The sequence below is a fragment of the Marinobacter alexandrii genome (assembly GCA_039984955.1).
Classification (GTDB): domain Bacteria; phylum Bacteroidota; class Bacteroidia; order Cytophagales; family Cyclobacteriaceae; genus Ekhidna.
Genome location: JBDWTN010000001.1, coordinates 1 through 23597 on the forward strand (window position 1 = coordinate 1; position 23597 = coordinate 23597).

Genomic DNA, 23597 nt, shown 5'->3' on the forward strand with positions numbered 1-23597 from the left:
AGTGCTAGTTCCATTGAGGGCATAAGCGACATCTTCAAAACCAGCGGTAGCCCCTGCATTATCGATAGGAGTACCTCCTGCAGTTTCAAGCGCGTAATTGTATCCACCAGCCGGGGTAGAGACAGGATTGGAAGTAGAAGGAGTAAGCGTTACACGACCATTCGCATCAGGATTTCCACCTGGGCCATCCGCTACGCAGACCGTGTTATCAACATTGTTTGTTTCGGCAACAGCGACAACCGGAAGATCAACCCCTATTACGATTGTAAGTGTATCGGAAGAACAATTCAGGTTCGAGGTAGCGACGACTTTGTACGTATCATCGATTACTCCAGAAAGAGTTGCCGTATTACTTCCAGAAACAGATCCTCCATCAACAACTTGTGTATTATCTGAATAGAACCAATCAAAATCATATGAGCCAGCCGGTGATATAGTTACTGATGCGGCTCCTGTAGCAGACGCTGGGTCACAACTTGTATTATCAGTTGGAGTGCCATTTAAGCTGATAGTTGGAATTACTTGGTTTTCTGATAAAACAAATGATTCGGTAGCTGGACAAGTTGTATTTGTGTGAGTAACAACAAGTGTGTATTCATCAGCGATAAGCCCTGAGACTACTGATGTCTGTGATCCACTAGGTACTGATCCATTTGCTGCGGCAACACCGTCAACTAAATCAACTCCGTCTAATTGCCATTGAAAAGAGAATCCCGTTATGTCTTGAGTTCCAGGAGCAAAATCAGGATTGTTATCTACAAAAGCGCTAAGAACACCATTTCCTGTTGCACAGTCTGTTTGGGCTGCATCTTCTGCAATGACAATGTTAGGAATATACAGGTCATCGTTTACTGTTAAGGTAAGTTCTATAGTCTCACAACCAGTAACGGCATGTTGAGCCACTACTGTGTAATCGCCAGCAGCTAAGTCAGCTAAATCATTATCTCCTAGGGTAGGCCCTGCTAGTACTGGATCACTTGAATCATCACCATCGTACCATGTGAAGTTATAGCTTGTAACCGCATCGCCATCAATACTTACTGATAAGAATCCATTGGGATTTAAGGCATCACATGATGTATTATCATTTACTGTACGACTGGCTGAAAAAGCAGGTATCGTCGAAATATCATTTACTACAACATCTGTGAAGCTGTTACATGTCAGATCATCATTGGTAATACGGATTCTGTAATTACCTGCATCAAGTCCAGTATAGTTCAGACCAGTTGCACCATTGTTCACTGTTTGAGCAAATAACGGAGTAGCAAAACTGTGCCCATCAAATAATTCATAAGTGTAAGAGCCAGGCTCAGTATTATTTGAAGAGCTTGTTACTGCTATTTCACCATTTCCATTAACACAAAAAGAATCATTCGTTATGGAAGTGAAGATGTTTGGAAGATCCGGGATATCAGGTATAGAAACTGTAACTGGAGCTGTAATACAATCAGTAACATCATCTTCTGCAGTTAATGTGTAAAATCCACCAGCTAAGCCAGTAAACAATCCAGTTGAGTTACTAGAAATAAATGTATCTGTAGAAAAACCATCGTAGAGACTATATGTGTACGTGCCGCTTGCAGGAGTAATAAACCCACTTAAATCAACACTTCCATTTGGTGCACTAGCGTCACATGAAGTATTTGCAATAGCATCAGCAACAGGGCATTCGATATCTGCTGTTAGTGTTGATACAGTTCCAGTTGAGGTTCGAGCAGTACCATTATTACCATTCCCACTAGCATCCTGAACATTTGCTCCATTTGCTACAGCGGGTCCTGCAACATCATTGAAGTCGTAATACGCGACCAAACCTGGTTCATTACCTACAAGTTCTTGGCAGAGGTATTGGTTGATTGTTGTTTCGTCTAATGCTATATCAAAGATTCGAAGCTCATCAATTGTTCCTTCGAATTTCCCATATGATGGATTATTATCCCTTCCCAAAAACATGTTTGGTCCTGCATCAATAAGCACACCACTTCCAACGTGGTTGGTCTCACCAATCAGTACCCCATTTGCATACATTTTCATTTCACCAGTGGTGCCATTCCATGTTCCAGTAACATTTGTCCATCCTGCAGCAGAATATGCGCTATTGATTCTACCACGTCCTCCAGAAGATGTTCTAACGACAAAGGCAAGTCCATTATGATTATCAGACCATAAGAGAACTTGGCCTTCTCCAGTAGCCCCAGAAGAAAATGTACGATGGTCATTGGCATAATTAGTAGTAGAAAAATCTGCCCAATAGGATATAGTTAATTCGTTTTGAACATCATTCCCTGGACCGAAAAGTTGAGGTAGTTCTACATACCCTTGACCTTCAAGATTGATAGCATCATCTGTATCGATCACATTATTCAATACAAATTCCGGTTCTACAAAATTATCAGTAATATCAACGGTTGTTGTATCTGTACAAGAGGTAGCTGTTTCTTCTACAATTATGGTATAGGTACCTTCCCTCAATCCTGTCATTTCCCATTGGCCGGCACCAAATGCAGCACTAGGGAAGGAAGCCGAAGGTATTTCATTTTCTGGAATGGTATTGACACCAACAAACCACTCGTAAGTAAACCCAGCTTGACCGACAAGTCCATTTACTTGAGCTTCTGCAATACCTGTAGGGTTTAGACCACAGGTAGAGTTTGGTTGAGTCTCCGAGGCTGTAAGGACAGGAGCATTCGAATCATCCTCCACTAAAACAGTTTGAAAATCATCTGACACACAACCTGATGCATCATCACGTGCTACGACGGTATAATTTCCGATGGAAGAAACGGTATATACTGGGCCAGTAAAATCAGGAGTAGGTCTAACACCAGTACCATCGTACCAAAAGAAAGTGAATCCTGTAGTTGTTCCTCCAATACTTGCAGATACTTCACCAGTTCCTCCACAAGTTTGAATATTTGTAATAGCAACATCTATGTTTGATGCATTCGGTCTAATGATATTACTTGTGACTTCTGCATTTGCAGAACTAGGACAGCCTGTCAAAGTTTCTATAACATTAAGTGAATAAATACTAGCACTTAAATTTTGAATCGTATCACCAGTACCGATGGATGTATTGGTGGCATCAGATGTGATTGTCCATGTAAACTCATATCCATCTGCTGTGTAAAGTGAATCTAGAGGAAAGTTTCCAGCGCCCGGATCAGCAGGGAAAGTGCCGTTTGTTGTCTCAGTGTAAACAAATCCAGCCAATGAACCATCAGGGACACTACAGTTTGTTTCTGGACTCACTTCGTAAGCCCAAGTATGAACAACAGGAGTTACAAGATCTATTGAAATCTCAACGGTATCAGAATAACACTCTGTCGCTCCAAAGAAACCAACTACTTCATAAGTTCCAGTAGTTATTTGCGAATACTGACTTCCGGTATAGATAGGAGCGGAATAATCACCAACATTATACCAATCAAATACAAACCCGTCTGGTTCAGTAAACTCAGCTGTTACATCTGGCCCAGTTCCGTCTATAGATATATTATCAATGTAGTTATGCTCACTGCCTGCTGTATTATGCATTTCTACAGTGATTGTTATGAGTGAATCAGAGCCATCAACATTTAAGTTCGTCAATAATGCTTGCGCATATGTGAAATTTCCAGTTTGAAAGCCGTTTGAAAATAGGCCAGAAGCTGATATTGCATTACTCTTATCTATTATTTCGTAGGAAACTCTTGTGAAATCTCGAAATTCACCAGAACTTTCAGCATCACCATCTTCGAAGAGATCCATCGAGATATTTACATTGGTGTGAGTGGATATATCAATATTTTCTGATGTCCATGTTACGATTCCAACATCATTTGAAGTCCCCGTTCCCGAAGCTCCAAACATCTTAGAACCACTGAAGGTTGTTGCTCCATAAAAATCGGGTGATTCAGTACCCCCATCAGTAGTCCAAGCAGATTCATCTGTATCAGACTGAGCACCATCTGCTCTATCCTCGAAATTTTCAATCCAAAAAGTTGCATTAGCTCCTGGGGTTGGTCCAAAGTAATACGCTCTTGCACTACCATTATCAGGTTTAGTGAGATCACATTTACGATTATCAGCAATTTTTTCAACGGTCAAATCAAAGCTTTGAAATCCAACAAGTACACTTTGAATGTTATTCCCAGTCTCACACTCAGGAATGGTTGCCGTGGGTAGAGGAACTGTTAATGGGGGAGTGCCACCATTGTCATTGATCACTACAAATAGTTCAAAGTCCCCACCTAAACCTGTTATCGTTTGGGTAATGGTAAGAGTCTCGTTTACATCAAAACCTTGAAGCAGAGTCACCTCGGTATCCAGCAAGATACCAGCTGTAGTACGAGGATCATTGAAGTAATACGAAACAGGGAGGTTCCCAGATATAGGTATATCACCAATATTGGTAATCTCAAAATCAACAGTGATTTCCGCATCCGGACAATCGGCATCTGTGGCTGACAAGATTCCTACAAAGTCAATATCTGGAGAAGCAAATTCTACGCAACCATTTTCATTTAGAATCGGCGCTTGGTTTATAAATGTATTGAGGGGACGATTGTCAAATGGAATCACAGTTCCGTCTGAATATTCACAAGTTCCAGCAGCAGAAAAGATAACGGAATGGTCTTGCACCTCGGTTGGTACACTCAAGTCATCGTTAATGTTTACGTTGTAATACCCATGTTGATTCCATACACCCCGTGAAGGCATCCAAGCCTCACCGTCTGATTCATACACACGGATTTGACCGAATTGGGTATTTTCATAAGGATCAAAGGGAGTGGAATTATTAAAGTAACAAGACACACATATTTCGCTACTTCCATCTCCGTCTACATCGGCAATTACTGGGTATTCTTCTTGTGTTCTAGAGACACATGCAACCTCTCTTCTTTCGAATGTAGTATTGTCACCATTACCTACTCCATCAACAATGAGTAATGACTCTTCACTTCTGTACACGACTTCTACAGCTCCATCACCGTTAAAATCAAATAGGGAACAGCCTGTAAAACCTGAAGATCCTTCCTTGATTGGATGTATCCAATGGATACCGAAATTTTCATCGAGGGAATAAAGTTTTTGATCCATGACAAAGTTGGCATTTAATTGTCCATCGCCATCTAAATCACCTATGTTGATTCGTCCAGGTCCTCTAACGAAATTGTTCGTAGGATCATGATAAGTTATAACATTTCCATTGGTTACATCCCAAAAGAAAATGGTTGTTTCACCATTGTATGTTTCTGAGGATGTTCCTAGTGCTCCAGACATTAATATGTCTATGTTTCCATCTAGGTTATAATCAGCTGCTGAAACTGATGACCATTGATCATCCCAACTAGGGTAATATTTTGGGTAGTAATTTAAATTAGGATCGATATCAGAATGGATATCATCGTCCATATCAGCAACCAATGTTCTAGTCCCTGCAGCTTCGTTGATAGACCATACTTCATTACCTGAAACAAGTTCTAACCCACCACAGTCAGGGCATGAAGGAGAAACTGGAAAAATATCTACTGCAATAGAACCGTGTGTATAATCCAAATCCCAATTTCCGCCGGAACTTCCAGCGACGATCACAGTTCCGGTCAGAGCATCCATTACTTCATTTCGGTAGTATATCTCTACATCTCCATCTTCATCAAAGTCAGCTACTCCAGGTAGCCCCACTGATTGGTTCCTTGAAGCTCTTTCTCTCCATACTTGTGTTAATATGCCAGTTGCAATACCAGCGTTATCAACTGATATATCGATGCTATATAAAGCAAGATCGTCACCTGAATTTTGAGATACAATGATATCACCAAATTCGTCTCCATCTATCTTAGCCACTATTGGAGCATTTTCTGGTGTAAAACCAATATCAACTGACGCTATAGTAGCACCAGTAGCTCCGTTTAATACAAAGAGATCAAGACTACCATAATTATTTATTGAAACTACTTCAGGAATTCCATTGCCATCTAAATCACCAATAGCTGGTGTGACATGGCTGGTAGCTGATTCGTCTTCAGACGCCCATTGTTCCCGAATTGCAAATGTTGTTACATCGATTTCATCTGCACAGGCTACTGTGTTTCCGAAAAAGAAGTTTTCACAAGCTCCATCGTCAGAGCATTCTCCGTCATAGCAATCAATGAGACCATCACCGTCATCATCAATACCATTTCCACAATTCTCGGATTGAGCAAAGGTGGCAACAGAAATGAACGTGAAAAATGAAAAAAGTACTGACTTCCAATAGCTATTCATGGTATAAGTTGATATGGATACTGACATAAATACACTTTACAGGTGTAATGTAACCCTCTAGCAATCTAGATAAACCCTCTGAAAACCAAAAGATAAAATGGGTCAGGGTAAAGTTAAACCTATAATCAAAAGCAGAACTATATCAATATGAAATATAATTATTTAAAGGAGTATTTTAGATAAACACACGCTTTTTAAAGTTGAAATAAGATTATTGTATGTTTAACGGGCAAGTAAGATGCTTCCAGACTTGTTCATTTGAGTGTCGTTACATTTAAAAACAAAATAATAAACTCCTTCTGGTACGGGGGAACTGCTTGAATTACCATCCCAGACACAATTGTCAACAAAGGGAGCATCTGCAACTCGTATATTTTTCCCACGTGCATCAAAAATATAGATCTTACAACCAAGAGTATTGTCTTGAGATGAATTAAGTATTTCCCAACAATCATTTATTCCATCGCCGTTAGGAGAAAATGTTTTTTTAGGTCTCAGGTTATCAAGAATTAATTCGAGTTGTGTAGAAACGGTACACCCATTACTATCAGTGCCAGTAAGAGTGATAGTAGTACTTGGTTGATTGGGAAATGCCAAGGTGCTGACTTGAGTTGGGTTATCGAAAATTTCAGAGGGTTCCCATGTCACACCTGAAACATTATCTGCCATTAAAGAAATAAAATTATCCTCTTCTAGGGTCACTATATCTGTTGATGCGTCAATGCCAGGAGAGCTAATATCAATGTCAGAGGGGAAGTTTCTGATTCTAATACTATCCTTAACTTGGCAGCCTATAGTCGTTGTAATTTCAACTATAGCATATACTGTATCTACACCTATTGGTGTAGTAACTTCGAGAGAAGTACCTGATGATGTACTTATGATTGTATCATTAGCAGGGTTAGCATTTCGAATGGCCCAAGTGTAGCTTGATATACTTGCTGCATCTGGACTCGAGAGAGCAACGATAAGGGATTCTGCTTGACATTTAGCAGTTAGATCGGATTGATCAAATGTTAATGTTGGGGCTTCAGAAACAGTTACATTAAATATTTCAATATTACTACAACTTGCAACTTCAGCTGGGTTGTATGAGGTTGTTAAAGTCACAGTATGAGGACCTGTGGTTGTAAACGTAGTAAGCAATTGTGTGGGATCTGTGGGAGATACTGGACTACCATCGACTTGCCAGCTGTATTCTAATGTGAATCCAGACTGTCCAGTACTTTCTGCCAGAAAGGTTGTTTCAAAATCGACACATGTTTCTGAAGGTCCATTGACAATTGAAACAGGCTCACTAATAGCATTTACAGTATAAATTGCTGTCTCAGTAGTACAGGTATTAACATCAGTAACTTCAACTGAGTAGTTACCAGACTGATTGACAGATACGGAAGCATTATTTTCATCTGCAGTGGCTAGATCTGTTCCTTCTCTTTGCCATTGATAGGTGAATGATCCGGTAAAATCTGGTATTGATAGCGTTAAAGATGTTCCTTCACAAAAATTATCTAATCCACTATTCAAAATTTCGAATAGGGGAGGTTGACTGACTTCAACTAGGAAATCAGTAGATTCTTCAGAAAAGCAACCGCCGGTTGATTTTACTCTCAGTGAATAGTTTCCAGCATCAGTAATCACGGAGGATGTGATATTAATCTGAGAAGTAGTAACTGTTGATCCATCAGGGAGAGTCCATTCGAATTCATCAAAAGGTCCTCCAGCCACGTCCAATGTGAACGGATCTCCGAAACATACAGTAGTAGCAGGGCCAGTAATCGTTGGTGGTCCTGGTTGCACTCCTCCAATTAAATTGTAAGTAGCAGTTTGTTGTTGTGAGCATTCATAAGTTTCTCCTGTATCGTGAGTTACTGTAACTCGTATTGAAGTAGAAGCAGGCGAGCCTCCATTTATCGTAATTAACGTATTGTCGGCGTTTGGTGTAGTTATAGAGCCTGTAGCAGGAGCAATGATCTCCCACAAATAAGTAGCTCCTGCTGTTTTTGTAGCATATACCCTAAATGCATCATCAAAACAAAAGTCAGTACTATTTGGAGTGACTTCAGGTTCAACACAATTCCTGTTTAGAAAAATTCCAAGATTTCCAGGATTACCAAGTTGAATGTTATGTGTAAACGCTATATCGGGTCTTCCATCTCCATTCAAATCTCCTACAGCCGAGTTTTGATTGGTATTGGTAGTTGCTACAGCTGTTGGAGTATCGAATACAATTAATCCAGAGGTGGAATTATTTTCAATGACATACAGATTATTCACTGTTGTTGTAGATCCGATAATAAGATCTGGCTTCCCATCTCCATTCATGTCTCCAATATCTACTCCCCAAGGACCTGCACCAGCTATGGCAATATCTACCCCCGTGGCAAAAGTGATTATTTCTCCAGTTCCTGTAGTTGTGTTTCTGTAAACAGTCACTCGTTGTAGTTGTTGATTTGTAGCAACGATATCAATAAACCCATCTTTATCAAAGTCTGCTGCTTTTACATTTACCCTTCTAGCAGAAGTTGATATCCCAGCAGCTTGCTCAAATGAAATGTTATTTGGTTGGCTGTTGTTCTGAAGAACTGTTATTACCTCATTCTGTTCTCTAAAAGGCAATGAAACAATATCCGTACGGCCATCGTTGTTGAAATCTGCAATATCTAGTGAGCTTGTATTAATAGTGCCAGTTACGGTGATCTCAGAGGGTGTGTCAAAAGTAAAGTCTCCATTGCCAGCATACACTATGATAACTCCGTCTGTTTGATTACCTACAACCAAGTCAGAGTTGCCATCACCATCGATATCTGCGATTTTTACTTTTCTAACTAGACGATTACTAGATCCAGAAGGTAGTTTTATGGAGGAAGCAAGAGTCATATTTATGGCAGGACCGCTATTTTCATAGATGAAAATATCTTGTGGATTAGAATTCCTGTTCGAACTGAATACTAGCTCCGGTATGCCATCATTATTCAAATCTCCACATGTCACAGCGATGAATCCAGTACTGTTATTGACAGTGTTTATACTTTGCACCAATGCAAAATCACCTGCGGTATAAGAGTCTGTTCCAGTGGTATTATTTCTGTATATGGTACTTTCATCATCAGAGTTGTCACTTGACTGTACAAAATGAGCCATTGCTAAGTCATTTAGTCCATCATTATCAAGGTCACATATGCAGACATCATATGCATCTGTCTGAGCTGTCGAAACTAAAAACTCTGGGTCGAAATTATTAATTGTACTACCATTAAAACTGATGAAAAAGCGTTGCGATGATTGGGCAACTAGACCATTGTTAATGACAGTAACAACACCATGAGTGGCACCTGGAGGAACAACAGCGGTCATCGTATTTCCTGAACCTGATACACTTGTAGCCTGCACACCTCCAAAGAAAACACTTCCACCTAAATTAGTTCCGGTGATAGTGATTGTTTCTCCTACTTGGGTGTGTGTAGGTGAAATGCTACTTACAAATGGCTTCTGAGCCCAAAGTATCAATGGGAACAAGAAGGATATGATTAATAATTTTCTCATTACTCTGTCACTTGAAGTACCCATGCCTTGGATAATTTAGGTATTTTCCTGAATTCATTTCTCTTTGAACTGGCCTGATTAACACTACCTGACTCATGAATAACAACATAATAGTATCCTCTTCCACTACTGTAGCCAACGATAGTATCATGGAATCCCATTTGGAATAATTCATCACTATAATCTTCAGCATTTTGAAAAACGGAGAAAGCACCGGCAATTACATAATTTCCTATTGGAAGTTCTAGTAAATGATTTCCTCTTTTTGTTACCACATGATCATCTGAGGTTCCGAGTTCCTCTAGAGTTCTAAAATCCTGAGTTAGCTCAGGGTTTCCTTTCGCGATTTCTTCATGATGCTCTTCTGTCAAATCTGGATTCTGAGAAATAGTTTCTGCTTGAGAATCATTGATAGCTCGATCCCATTTTACAACATGCTCTGTACTGCCATCTTCATTTGTCTTCTCATACTTAATCCCTACTTCTTTATTACCATCAGGTAATGTTCTTTCAAGGTGTCCATCTGCAGCTACCGCTAAATTCTCAGCTTGTGATGTAGGTACCCAGCTGATAACGACGTTTTTATCGCCTGTATCACTTGTTTTCTCTAACCTAATTCCCGTCTCTTCTTCTCCAAATTGATTAACTCTTGTAATCTCCTGATGATCCTCTTGGTGATCCCAATCATCTGCCCGCTCAGTAGGTATATCTGCTTCGGGTTCAGGATCATCCAACACTGTTGGCTGAGCAATAGCTAGCGCATCTTCATCCTCTGGTTCCGCGGCTCTATTTTCTTGTAAAGCAGCTAATTGTTTTTGCCTTTCTAGTTCAGCTTTTCTTGCTCTTTCTTCCGCTGAAAGCCTATGACTTTTTATGAAAGAAGACACATGTTCGGCATGATCTTTCTTGGTTCCGAGATGATATCCTAAGTTTATTTCAAGCGTAGGTCCTAAATCTGAAGAAATATCAGGATTGCCAAGTTCATAGGCAAACCCTATAGCAAACTTCTCTTTGACTTTTGCGCCGGCAAGACCGATAATGCCTGCGTCTTGCCTATATGATGCTCCGACCCATACAATATGATACAAGTGCGCAATTAATGTGCCTTCTACCTGATGCGGGACTACATTGCTAAATCGATATATAAGATGTGGCTCAAATGCAAGGTCATCATTTATGTGACCTCTATAATTCATTTTAAACAAAGCATTATCTGTCGGTGAAAACTCAATATCCGAAACTTCTTTCTGAGTGATTGGATTATAACTAAATAAGTTTGGAAGAGATACACCGATATTAAAATGGCCAAAATGATACGCTACTCCAAAATCGCCAAGAAAAAAGGCAGACTGATCTAGAAAGCCAGCTATAGCTGGGTCTCCCGCCGCATCAGCCAACTCATTAAGGTTTACAGAATTTGTCCCAGCTCCAAGAGACATTCCAAAACGTAAGAAATGAGTCCGATCAATATTGATAAGATATGATCCTGAAACTTTGAGAGCTGATGTAGTAAGTATACTTTGCGTGACATTAAATGCTGCACCACCTATTGCTAAACCGCCCTGTAGAGGAACATGAAAACTTGCATGGGCAATTTGAGGAGCACCTTCAATGTTTGTCCATTGATCTCTATACATGAGAAATATCGCAGCGTGTCCTTCTACACCCGCATATGCGGGGTTGTACATATAGGGGTTCATGAAGAACTGATTATATACCTGAGGCTGCTGAGCTTGGATGGAAAAGATAGAGATTAAAAGACAACCAAACAGGGAAGCTTTTAAAATCCCTTTTTTGTAAACCATCTTCGAGCTTTTAAAATGTTTCAAATACGGATGATTTTTGATCTAAACTCTAAATTAGGCAATTTATTATATTTCAACTCACCCGTAACAAATATCCATCCGACGAATAATCCCTTTTATCGATAATTGAACTTTTGGAAGAGTGAATATGAGAAAATATTGACGGATAGATATATAGTACTAAGATTGATTTTGTATTATTACAATTGAAAGAACCTTAAAACGATAATGAGAATTATATTATCAATATGCGTCATAATCGCATTTTCATCAGAATCTCTTGCTCAGTATTGGTTTGGGCCTAAAATCGGTGTAAGCTACATTGATCATGTCTATCAAGATAAAACGTATGAGAAAGATTCTTTTAATGTAGACAATGATATCAACATGCAGTTTGGATTTGCTCTGAGTTATACGGCAACAGATATGTATGCTGTTTATGGTGAGATAGTCTATGAAAGGGTAGGGAAGTCGCTGACAGATAAAGAGACTGATGGGGATAAGGTTACTGCTAGTATGACAAACCATTTCATCTCGGTACCAATAATGTTGAGAGTGACTTTAGGTACTGTGCCGTTTCATTATTACGTAAATGGGGGTCCACGTCTTAGCTATTGGCTAGGTGGTAAGGGAGAGCATGACCTAGAGTCGTTTGCTGAATTTCCGCCAGTGTCTGATGAGGATGGAAATGCTTTGCCGGTAGAATATAAATTAGCTTTCAATTCTGATAATTCCTCTCCGGGTGATTTCAGGACTGCATTTGTAAGTGAACCTAATAGGCTTCAATTCGGCCTGACTCTTGGAGGTGGGATGTTGTTTGATTTAGCTTCAGGAGGTAGACTAATGTTGGATTTCAGATACACTTGGGTACATAGTAACCTTGCAACAAACACTTCCAGGGATACGAATCTTATACGAGGTTCTTCTGGTGATGCGGATTTTTACCGAGAAAATCTAGAGTATTATAATAATATAGCCACTGTGGGTGTTGCATATCTGTTTAGTTATAGTAGCCAGTTAAAACGAAAAGGAAAGAGTACAAATAAGGAAAGTAATAAAAAGAAGAAAAAATAGTACTTTATCAAGGTAAACACTACTGTAATGACGTCTTTTATTGATTTATTCCTACAATTACAGGTAAATATTTAACTTACATGAGTAGCCTGTAAATTCACTACCGTGGTTAAAGCATTCTTAAAATTTTTAGGCGGGGAGCAAGGAGAAGAAAAGAAAATGTTACTCTTACTTGGTAAGGGTTTTTTTATGGGTATTCTTCTAGCTACTTACCAGATTGGTGCTGAAACACTTTTTCTAAAAGTTTTAGGAGATGAGTGGTTAGATGTGGCATTCTTTTCTGCTGGAGCAGCAGGTATTATTTCAACGGCTATTTTCGTTTTTCTTCAACGTAAGATCAATTTTTCCACATTGGTCATCTCAACAACATTTGTTATCCTAATCTTTATTGGAGTATTACGAGCAGCTTTTGAATTTGTAGGTTACAACGAAGATATATCTGGGCAATTTCAACTTTTGCCATTTATTCTTTTCGTCATGATTGGACCTGTCACCTCTATCATATTACTTGGTTTTTGGGGTGTTTTTGGTAGAGTATTTGATCTTAGACAGAGTAAAAGAATTATAGGAGGTATTGATACAGGCCAATTGATGGCTACAATGATTGCCTTTTTTAGCATCCCTCTACTAACCAGTTATGTGATTGATGCTACTTATGATTTGCTATTTGTTTCTGCACTTGCAGCTTTAGGTGTGTTTATATTCACTTTATTACTCGTCATTAATTTCAATTTGGACAAAGCAACGAAAGTTCTCAAAGGAGAGGAAGTACAAAAGGTGAGTTTCTTTAGTTTAATGAAAGATAAATATCTAAGGTTACTTTCGGTCTTTCTTATTTTTTCAATGGGAGCTGCAGTATTTGTAGACTATACCTTTTTGAGTGCTACTGAGACCATGTATCCTGATGAGAAAGATTTATCAAACTTCCTTTCGTTTTTCTCTGGAACCGTCATTGTTGTTTCATTCCTTATCCAAAGTTTTATCAATGATTATATCATTGGCAAGTTTGGGTTAAAGGTTGCCTTGATGACTATGCCACTTATTTTGATCTTGTTTACGTTAGGAGCGATTATTGTCGGGCATATATTCGGTTATGAAGAAAAAACCAGTGAGTTTATTATGTTCTTCGTACTTACTGCAGTTGGAAAGCTTTTTATTGCATCGCTAAAAGATGCATTGGAGAATCCAGCTTTTAAACTATTCTTCCTTCCTTTGGATATAAAGATTCGTTTTGATATTCAAACTCGAATTGAAGGAGTAGTTAATGAAATAGCTGTATTCGTAGCTGGAGCCACCCAAATGGCTCTTGGGCTACTCGTTTTCTTCAAGTTGATCCATTATTCTTATTTCATTCTTGCACTAGCTGCTGGAGTCATCTATTTGGCAGGAAAACTTTTTGAGGAATATAAGAAAACGCTTAAAGCTACGCTAGAAAAGAAAAAAGCAGGGTTACAAGGTGAAGGGAAAAGAAACGAGAACAATACTATTAATATCCTAAAAGAGGAGGTCGAATCAAGAGATGTGGAAAGAATATTAAATGCGCTTCGTCTATTCGAGAAGCTAGAACCTATTGAGTTCGAGTTTGTTCTTCTGGACCTTCTAAATCACAGATCTCCAATCTTACGAAGCTATGCATACCAGAAACTGGGTGATCGTTTATGTTGGGAAGCCATAGAAATAGTTGAAAAAGATATTAAGACAGAAGGAAACGAGGATGTCTTAAAAATTGCCAACACGACATATAAAAATTTAAGGACGGCTGCTGATTTTAAGCTGACGGATGTTTCTATTAAAGAACTAGTTAGATCTACAGAAGCGGAAGATAGAAAAAGAGGAGCCAGACTTCTAGCAAAGGCTTCTGAAGACCGACATATTACATTTATTGTAGAACTACTAAGAGATATAAACCCAGGTGTTCGTTCTGCGGCTATGATTTCAGCGGGTAAAATTAGGCGCCCCGAGCTATGGCCACTACTAATAGAAAATTTGCACTTGGCGACTTACGGGAATGTAGCTATGTCAGCATTAAAAGCTTCTGGTGAAGCAGCATTTCATACGTTAGACACTGCGTTTTATAAAACGGGTCAGTATCATGCAACCATGATAAGAATTATCCAAGTTCTGGGTAGAATAGGAGGTCGAGGAGCTACAGAGTTGCTTTGGAAGAAAATTGACTTTCCAGATAGGAAGATTGTTTCACAACTTTTACTCTCTCTTAGTTACACCGGATTTGTTGCTAGAGATTTTCAAGCAGCAAGAATTAAAATAGCAGTAGAGGGAGAGATAGGAGATATAGCTTGGAACATTAAGTCTACTCAGGAAATTCCGAATGAGACCGATATTGACGTTTTAATTAAAGAGGCAATGGTCGATGAAGATGTCAAGAATTATGACAATATCTTTATGCTATTGGGTATGATTTATGATCCGCAAAGTGTATTGCTGGCAAAGGAGAATATCCAAAGTGGTACAAGTGAGAGCATCACATTTGCGATTGAGATGATGGATATCTTTGTTGAAGAAGAGCTAAAGCCTAAACTCATTCCTGTTTTGGATGAATTAAAAATTCATGAAAGGTTATTCAAACTTCAAAATCATTACCCACCAGAAGATTTTGATTCATATGAAGATCTTCTTCTACAAATCATAAATAGAGATTATAATAGAATTAACAGGTACACGAAAGCATTGGCAATGTTTAGGTTCAGTCAGTTGAGTAGCCATGTTACAGCAGATTTAATAGCTAACTTATTTAATCCTGATCCTTTATTGCTTCAAACGGCTGCTTTTGTTATGTACAATATTAATAAGGACGCCTATCACCAACATACTAAGCGCCTAAGACCAGTAACGAAGAAAGAACTAGATAAAGCCATACTTCCACCTGTATTCAGACACGAAGATGAAGAGTATCACCAAAAATTACTTCTGATCGAACGGGTGGTGGAGTTGAAGAAAATTGAGATTTTCAAAAAAATCCCTGGTGAGTTGATTACCTATTTGGCTGAGGCTTTGGAGGAAGTCAGAATGAAATTAGGAACAACAATAATTAGAGAAGGAGATAATGGTTCTGAACCCATGTATATTGTTTTAGATGGAGCGATTGATATATACGAGGGAGACAATAAAGTCGCCGAAAGAGTGAAAGGCGGAGTATTTGGAGAAAAAAATATTACCGAAACAGATACATTTTCATTTACGGCATTAGCTAGAAATGAGTGTACATTATTGATGCTAAGGAAAGAAGAACTTCTAAATTTAATGTCACGGCATATTGAAATTTTGGATTGTTGGGTTGATATAATGAATGGAATTATGGATGAGGATGACGTGGAAATTGTAGATGTTTTATTTGGATGACATTCGATAACGTACTTTTGAAAGAATAAAAAATTAAATTACTTCACCATATAAAAACCGCCTAATCTCAAAAATGAGTATTAATCGTACCATAGCACTAATTTATTCGGAAAAAGACGATGCGATGATTGATGGAGGCATCAAAGGATGGGTAACAAACTTCCATAAGTTTTTATCTACATTGATGTATCAAATTACTCGAGAAAACCCTGAAATAAAGCTCATAACTGAATCCAATTTCTCAGCTGCGGAGTTAGATGATTATTTTATAATTCTTACTGTGGTAACTTCTAATTTAACCTCAAATGAGGTTTTAATTAAGGCTCTCAATGCACATGGTAAGAAATTGAAAACGCAAGAAAAGCTGGTAGTTGATGGCGTGCCGCGCTTCTTTAAAATTCTAAAAAGACCATATGATCCAGATATTCATTTAAATGAATTAGAAGACCTTCTCACATATGATTTTTATCTGGTCGATCCACTGACAGGTGACCCTCAAGAGTTTACAAGATTTTTCGGGAATGATGCAGAGAGGAGTTACTGGATGAAGCTAGTCGATATGGCTTACGACATCAATCATGTTTTGAATGCTAAAGAAGCTGCTGATGGATCTGGTACTTATGCAACTATACCGCGAGAAAAGACAGTGTATTTAGCAAGTACAGGTGTAGACATGGTTATTCAGAGAGATATTATCAAGAGGGAGTTGATCAGGCATGGTTACAAAGTACTACCAGATCATAGCTTACCAAAAGAATCTAAGGCATTGGACAGAATGGTGAGAGACGATCTTGAAAGATGTCGACTTTCTATTCATTTGGTTGGAGAAGATTACGGATACAAGCCCAGAGGATCAGAATTATCAGTCGTTGATATTCAAAATAGAGTAGCTTCAGACCACACATATCAGATGGTTGAAAGGAATAAGGAAGCTAAGAGCGACGATAAAAAACCATTTAGTAGACTTATTTGGGTTTCCCCTGATCTTAAAAATGTAACCGAACGACAAAAAATTTTCATTGAGGATCTAAAAAGTGATGCTGCCGCTCTGGAAGAAGCAGAGGTTCTTCAAATCCAACTCCAAGAATTAAAAAGAATTGTTAGAGAGGAGCTTGTCACAGGGGGGCGATTCAACAATCGAAGAGAAATTAGAGGATTGGATGAAGAGCAGAAAGACGAGAAGACTAAAATGATTTATCTGATTGCAGATAAGCGTGATGTAGACGAAATAGAAGGTATCCAGACTTATCTTAAGGCTCAAGGATTTAATGTTGTTTCTCCTAGTTATGAAGGAGACTTAGTCGATTTAAGATACATACATCAAGAAAATTTGAGAAGATGCGATGCATCAATAATATACTTTGGCCAGGCTACAGAGGACTGGATCAAGACGAAATTGCAAGATCTTTTGAAAGCTCCGGGTTTTGGACGCGAAAAGCCATTATCGGCTAAAGCTGTTTATTTCATGGGGCAGAAAGATGTTGATATGGAGCATTATAAGAAAAACAACGCCATGGTTTTAGGTAATAACGGAGGAACATTCAGTCCGGAACACCTTAAACCTTTTCTAACTAAAATGGAAAGCTGATGAGCGAGAAAGAAATTGATATTCAAGGTCAAGAGATCCAAGATATCGTTGATATTACCCAGTTAATAAATCCGTTCCCAGGTCTTAGACCATTTGGAATAGAGGAAAGTCATCTGTTCTTTGGAAGAGAAGGACAAAGTGATGAAGTTCTTGTCAAATTATCCGATAATAAATTCGTCGCTATTCTAGGAGCATCTGGAAGTGGAAAATCATCCTTAATGTATTGTGGGTTAATCCCAACGTTATATGGAGGATTCATGACAGAAGCGGGATCCAACTGGCGTATTGTCGTTACCAGACCTGGTGGTGGTCCAATAGATAACCTAGCAGAATCATTATTATTAAAAGATAAAGAATATTCAAACCTTGGAAGTGAGGACAAACTTATACGAAAAACCATCATAAGTACCGTGTTGAGAAGTAGCTCTTTGGGGCTAGTCGAAGTAGTTCGTCAGTTAAAGACGAGTGATTTTCAAAACGTGCTCATTCTTGTCGATCAATTTGAAGAACTTTTTAGGTATAGAAAACTTGAGTCAGCAACATCTGACTTGGACGAATCTTCTGCGTTTGTCAACCTTCTTTTGGAAGCCATCCATCAGTACGATGAGCCTGTTTACATAGCTCTGACCATGCGCTCAGATTTCATTGGAGAATGCGCGCAATTTCCAGACCTGACTCAAATGATCAATGATTCTCACTACTTGATTCCTCAAATGACTCGGGATCAAAAGAGAACCGCCATTGAAGGTCCTGTAGCAGTAGGTGGAGGAAAAATAGCTCCTAGATTAACACAACAACTACTGAATGATGTTGGCGACAATCCCGATCAACTTCCTATTCTTCAACATGCCTTGATGAGAACATGGTCATATTGGACAGAAAATCGAAAGATTGGAGAACCAATAGACTTAAGACATTATAACTCCATTGGAACATTGAGAGAAGCACTCTCGATGCACGCTAATGAAGCTTTTGACTCATTGAGTAAACGCGAGAAAGAAATTTGTGAGGTGATGTTCAAAGCTTTGACAGAAAGAGGCTCTGAAAACCAAGGTATTAGACGACCTACCAAACTAGCAACTATTTCGGCAATTGCCGGAGTAAATGAAGATGAAGCCGCAAGAGTAGTAGAGAGGTTTAGAGAGCCTGGAAGGTCACTACTAATGCCTCCTTTTGGAGTTCGATTGGAATCCGAGACGGTAATTGATATTTCCCACGAAAGTTTGATGCGTATTTGGGTTCGTCTGAAAAGGTGGCTGGATGAAGAATCAAAGGCAGCTGAAATGTACCTGAAGTTATCAGAGGCGGCTGAGCGTTATCAAGAAGGAAAAGCAGGTCTATGGCAGATGCCAGACCTTCAACTGGCACTTAACTGGAGAGAGGAAAATCGTCCTACTTTGGTTTGGGGGCAGAGGTACAATCCGGCATTTGAACGCACCATGGTATTCTTAGAGACATCTGAGAAAGCCTATCTGACGGAACAACGAAATAAAGAAATCCTTCAAAAGCGTCAGGTTAAGAGGATGCGAACCACTGCGGTTGTTTTAGCTATAGCCGTTTTGGTATCCCTAAGTTTCTTGATTTATTCATTTATTAAAGCAGATGAAGCTGAGAAAGCTGCAGCAGCGGCAATAGAAGCAAAAGCAGAGGCGGATAAAGAAAAAGAGAGGGCAGATTTACAAGCAAAAATAGCTTTAGACAATGCCGCTGATGCACGATCAGCTCAGGCAGAAGCTGAGAAGCAAACTGATCTTGCTAATGAAAACCTTAGGTTTGCAAATCAGCAGACAGCTCTAGCTGAGCAAAGGCAAAGTGAAGCAGAAGAAGCTCAAAGAGAAGCGGATGTCGAACGTAAGAATGCTCAAGATGCTGCAGAGCAAGCCAGAATTCAAAAGGATTCTGCAGACGTCCAAAGACAAAAAGCAATTCTAGCCTCTCAAAGAGCAGATCGTTTGAGGTATCAAGCGATTGCCCAATCCATGGCGATCAAGGCAAAATCAATTATTCCTGATGACCGCCCCCTTGCTGAGTTGAAAGGTTTAGTGGCGCTACAAGCATTTTTCTTCCATCAGAAATACAAAGATCCTGGCAAAGGCTATAATGGAGATATTTATGCTGGTGTATATAATGCCTTGCAAGGACTCTATGAAATTAAGTATGGGGACCCTGTAGTAGGTGATTCCGTATTTAATCAATATCATAAACCTGTTAATTCAAATTCTGAAAATACAGTAGTAGCTGTAAGATCAGTAGTTCATTCGAATGATGGAAACTATTTCTATTCAGCTAATGGCAATGGAGAAGTAATTAAATGGAATGTGGAAAGCCGTGAGTGGAATCAGATATTCTACAATGAAGACGTGGCTAGAGTGGTTAATGTTAGCCCTAATGAGCAGTATTTAGCACTTGGAACAGACCAAAATAATATCCTCCTATTTGATGTTAAAAACATAGAACAAGAGCCTATAAAAATAAACGGACACGAAGGAGGGACAGTTTTTGATTTGCTATTTCTTCCGGATAATTCAGGTTTTATTAGTGTTGGAAATGATAATAGAATTTTGAGGAGCGACTTTAGGACATCAACTGAACTAGCAAAATCGAATGTCAGAATTAACAAAATTGCACTTTCACCTGATGCCAAGACACTAGTAGGTGGCGGACAAGACGGAAATGTCTATATCTGGGATCTAACGGATATTGGGAAGGGAGCTACCACTTTAGTGAATAAATCTGCTTCTAACGATTCAACAGGTGTCATTTCTTCCTCAAAAAAGGTTAGCCCTATCAAAGCTGTGAAATTTAGCAACAAAGGCAATCTATTAGCATACGGTACCGATGATGGCAGAATTAAGATCTGGGATTTTAAAACTCAAAGTCAAATTCCACCGACGCTAACGGGTTTTAGAGCTCCGATTACAGACGTTGAATTTAGCCCGAATGATAGGCTCTTACTTGCTACTTCAAGGAATAAGCAAGTAAGAATGTGGGATTTGGATAATCCTTTTGACCTACCTATCATTCTGCAGGATTACAAGGGTTCTGGAGGGGATAATCAAGGATGGGTGAATGATGCAAGTTTTAGTCCCGATGGTCAATATTTTATCACTGGAGCAAATGATGGAAATATTAGAAGGTACCCAACGAATGTTGGTAAGTTGGCTAAAGAGATATGTTCTCATATTACCATTGGCAATATGTCTGCAAATGAGTGGAGGCAATACGTTGGTGATGAGATTGATTATGTTGAAACTTGTTCAGGAGTGCCAAGAAGAGAGAACGAACTCTAATTAGTTTATGAAGAAATATCTAATCGCTTTATCTGCACTTTTTATTGCATCCTATGGCTATTCTCAGTCAGCATCTTCGTGTTCAAGATCATTGAATTTGGCTGAACAAGCATTTGAGCAAGGAAGACTTTCTGATATTATTAATGATGCTGAGAATACGAGTACGTTTAAGACATGCTTAGATGATGGAATCTTCACTATTGAAGAGAAAATACGTGCTTACAAGCTGCTAACTAAAGCATACTTGTTTCAAGATAATGAAGCTAAGGCAGAAGAGATGTTTGTTGAACTCTTGAAGGTAGATAAGGAACATCAGTTTTCTCCAGAAGATCCTGCTGAACTTTACCTCTTAAAGGATAAGTTTAAAACAGAACCAATTATAAGAATAGCAGTTCGCGGGGGGGTAAACAAATCACTTCCTGCTGTGATTCAAGACTTTAACACATTTCAATCCGGAAATAAAAGATACAATGAAAAAGGGAATGATACTGGGTTAGGGATTGGCTTTTGGGGAGAGGTATTAGCAGAGCGACATATAAGTAAAGGGATTGAAGTAGCAGGGGGATTGCAATATCGCATAACAAGCTATGAAATTGAGGGAGAATTAATAGAAGGTGATCTTAATTATGTTGCAAAGAACACAAGTAACATGCTCCGTATCCCAATTTTGGCAAGGTATAGTTTAAATTATGACAAGAAAGATAGTGATGGTAACCGTGTCGGTTTCTTACCCTATGTTTTTATTGGAGGATCATACGATCTTGTTTTAAAAGCTAAATATGTAGATACAAGAAGAACTGGAGGAACCGCGTATACATTGCCTGATGGTAGTGAGGATTTAAAGTCTGCTGACCAAGTCGCAGGAACCAATATTTCTATAATGGCTGGAATAGGAATTCGCTCCAGAGTAGGAAGGGCAAAAGTTGATTTCTTTTCCCTTGAATTGAGATACGATAATGCTCTTTTGAATTATATCAATCCAGATAATCGATGGGTAAATGAAGATGTGAACTTTGGAATTGGACATGTGGAAGATGACTTGACACTCAATACCATTTCAATATCTTTTGGATATACCCGATCACTTTACATTCCAAGAAAACGTAAGCAGTACCGCTAGTATATGAGATTCTTATTATACATATTGATCATTACCATGATGATGGTTTCCTGTCAGATTAAAGATGATAACGCACCATCGCCCGATGAAGCATTCATCAAGTATTATGGCGAATTAACAAGTTATGAAGCAAGTGATATTGAGATTGTTTATAATGCCACTGGGGAAGTACCTGAAAGTCTTATTGTTTTCGGTACAGTAACTACAGAAAGAGGAGATGACGACTATTTCATTCTGCAAACAGACCTAGTGGGAAACGTCTTAGCGTCCACGTCATTTGGATTGTCAGATACGCTTGACCTTGATGATGATGGACTTGCAGATGATTGGACTGGTGATGGTGTTGCAGATCGTTTTAGAGCAGATGAGATCGCAGGTCAAATTCAACATATTCCTGGCTTAGGGTATGCTATTATCGGTTCTTCAGCGATCAATATTAGTGCATTAGGTGTTTCCGATTGGAAATGGTTGTCTTATGGATTTGTTGATGAAGCCTTGCAGCCCATTACAACCCTGGGAGATACCCTTTTATTTGATTTAGCTCAGAATAATGCTGGGGAATTGTTAGATATAGTTGGTAATGATATTATTACGCTTCCAGTAGGAGAGGGTGTCTTATTGGTTGGAGGAGAGGAATTTGGTGCTGGAGGATCCATTCATTTTGATAATTTCTACACTAAAATTTCCTTAAGTGATGGAGTCGTTTTTAATCAAATACAAGGAATTTCAGGTGCGGGAGAAGATGATTTATTAGTGAGAGCATTTGAGAAATCGAACGGAAATCTTGTAATGATAGGGAATAGTAATACCCCTAGTTTGTTGGGGGAAAATGGAGGTAATAATGGAACAAATGTGTTCTACTTAGAAACAGACCCAAATGGCACCCCAGTAAACTCCGCGGCATATGGACTAGCAGATCCAGCTAACAGTATTGTATTTAATGAGGAAGTAAATGACGTCATTAAAACCACAAGCGGTTTCTCAATTGTAGGCACATCTAGTACTTCACAGAATCAGCAATTTGCTTTTATAATGAACTTGAGTAATGGAGGTACATATTTAAATAGTAACAGCCACGATAGTTCTGCATTTACAGTAGATATAGAGAGTGCTCCACTTGAGACCATTGGAGAAGGAGTTACTCAAGCGATTGATAATGATTTGATACTATTAGGTCAATACCTCTCCTTTGTAGATAATAATTTATCTAGAGGAAACGAAGGTTTGTTCACTAAATTTGATCAAGCTTCAAACCCTGTTGAAGGTGAAGAATCGTTTTTTGGATTATCCGATGGAGACGACACGATTATAGATGCAGTCACATTGCCAGATGGAAAGATAGTAGCTGTGGCAAATGTTGACTTTGGAGGAGGAGTAAAACTTATCTCCATTATTAAATTGAATGCTGATGGTTCTTTGGATTAATCCTTGAATAGTACAATTTTAACTACATATACTCTTATCTTGAAATATAAAGCCTATATCGAAAAAATTGTCAGCTGTTTTGTTTTGAAATAACCATTTAAGAACTTCACTGAGTATAAACTCGCTAGCATCATGTC

9 protein-coding genes are annotated in these 23597 nt (G+C 38.8%); 6 read left to right on the top strand and 3 right to left on the bottom strand.

What is annotated here, in order from left to right; translation table 11 throughout:
- From ABJQ32_00005 to ABJQ32_00015, 3 genes are all read right to left on the bottom strand, one after another.
- On the bottom strand, positions 1-6279 hold a 6279-nt coding region (locus tag ABJQ32_00005), incomplete at its 3' end, for a LamG-like jellyroll fold domain-containing protein (protein MEP5287993.1).
- Positions 6280-6474: 195 nt separating this feature from the next.
- Complete coding sequence (locus tag ABJQ32_00010; protein ID MEP5287994.1) at positions 6475-9798, bottom strand: FG-GAP-like repeat-containing protein; 3324 nt, start codon at positions 9796-9798, stop codon at positions 6475-6477.
- A complete protein-coding gene (locus tag ABJQ32_00015; protein ID MEP5287995.1) occupies positions 9798-11603 on the bottom strand; it encodes a PorP/SprF family type IX secretion system membrane protein in 1806 nt (601 codons plus the stop codon). Before ABJQ32_00015 ends, ABJQ32_00010 begins: the two co-directional genes overlap by 1 nt.
- Before the next feature lie 228 nt (positions 11604-11831).
- On the opposite strand from ABJQ32_00015, the gene ABJQ32_00020 reads away from it, so the two are divergent.
- The 6 genes from ABJQ32_00020 to ABJQ32_00045 all read left to right on the top strand — a co-directional run bounded on the left by ABJQ32_00020 (position 11832) and on the right by ABJQ32_00045 (position 23460).
- Positions 11832-12677, top strand: a complete 846-nt coding sequence (locus ABJQ32_00020; GenBank protein MEP5287996.1) for an outer membrane beta-barrel protein — start codon at positions 11832-11834, stop codon at positions 12675-12677.
- 105 nt (positions 12678-12782) lie between these two features.
- Positions 12783-16037: a cyclic nucleotide-binding domain-containing protein gene (locus ABJQ32_00025; protein MEP5287997.1), complete on the top strand. Its 3255-nt coding sequence runs from the start codon at positions 12783-12785 to the stop codon at positions 16035-16037.
- Positions 16038-16110: 73 nt separating this feature from the next.
- Positions 16111-17625, top strand: coding sequence for a DUF4062 domain-containing protein (locus ABJQ32_00030; protein ID MEP5287998.1), 1515 nt, complete (start codon positions 16111-16113; stop codon positions 17623-17625).
- The gene (locus tag ABJQ32_00035; protein MEP5287999.1) at positions 17625-20915 is read left to right on the top strand and encodes a hypothetical protein; all 3291 of its coding nucleotides are present in this window, start codon (positions 17625-17627) and stop codon (positions 20913-20915) included. The genes ABJQ32_00030 and ABJQ32_00035 overlap by 1 nt, the downstream gene beginning before the upstream one ends.
- Positions 20916-20922: 7 nt before the next feature.
- Positions 20923-22035 (top strand): outer membrane beta-barrel protein, encoded by a 1113-nt coding sequence (locus ABJQ32_00040; GenBank protein ID MEP5288000.1) that lies wholly within the window; start codon positions 20923-20925, stop codon positions 22033-22035.
- A gap of 3 nt (positions 22036-22038) precedes the next feature.
- Entirely contained in the window at positions 22039-23460 is a 1422-nt protein-coding gene (locus ABJQ32_00045; GenBank protein ID MEP5288001.1) for a hypothetical protein, read from the top strand.
- The last annotated feature ends 137 nt before the right edge of the window (positions 23461-23597 follow it).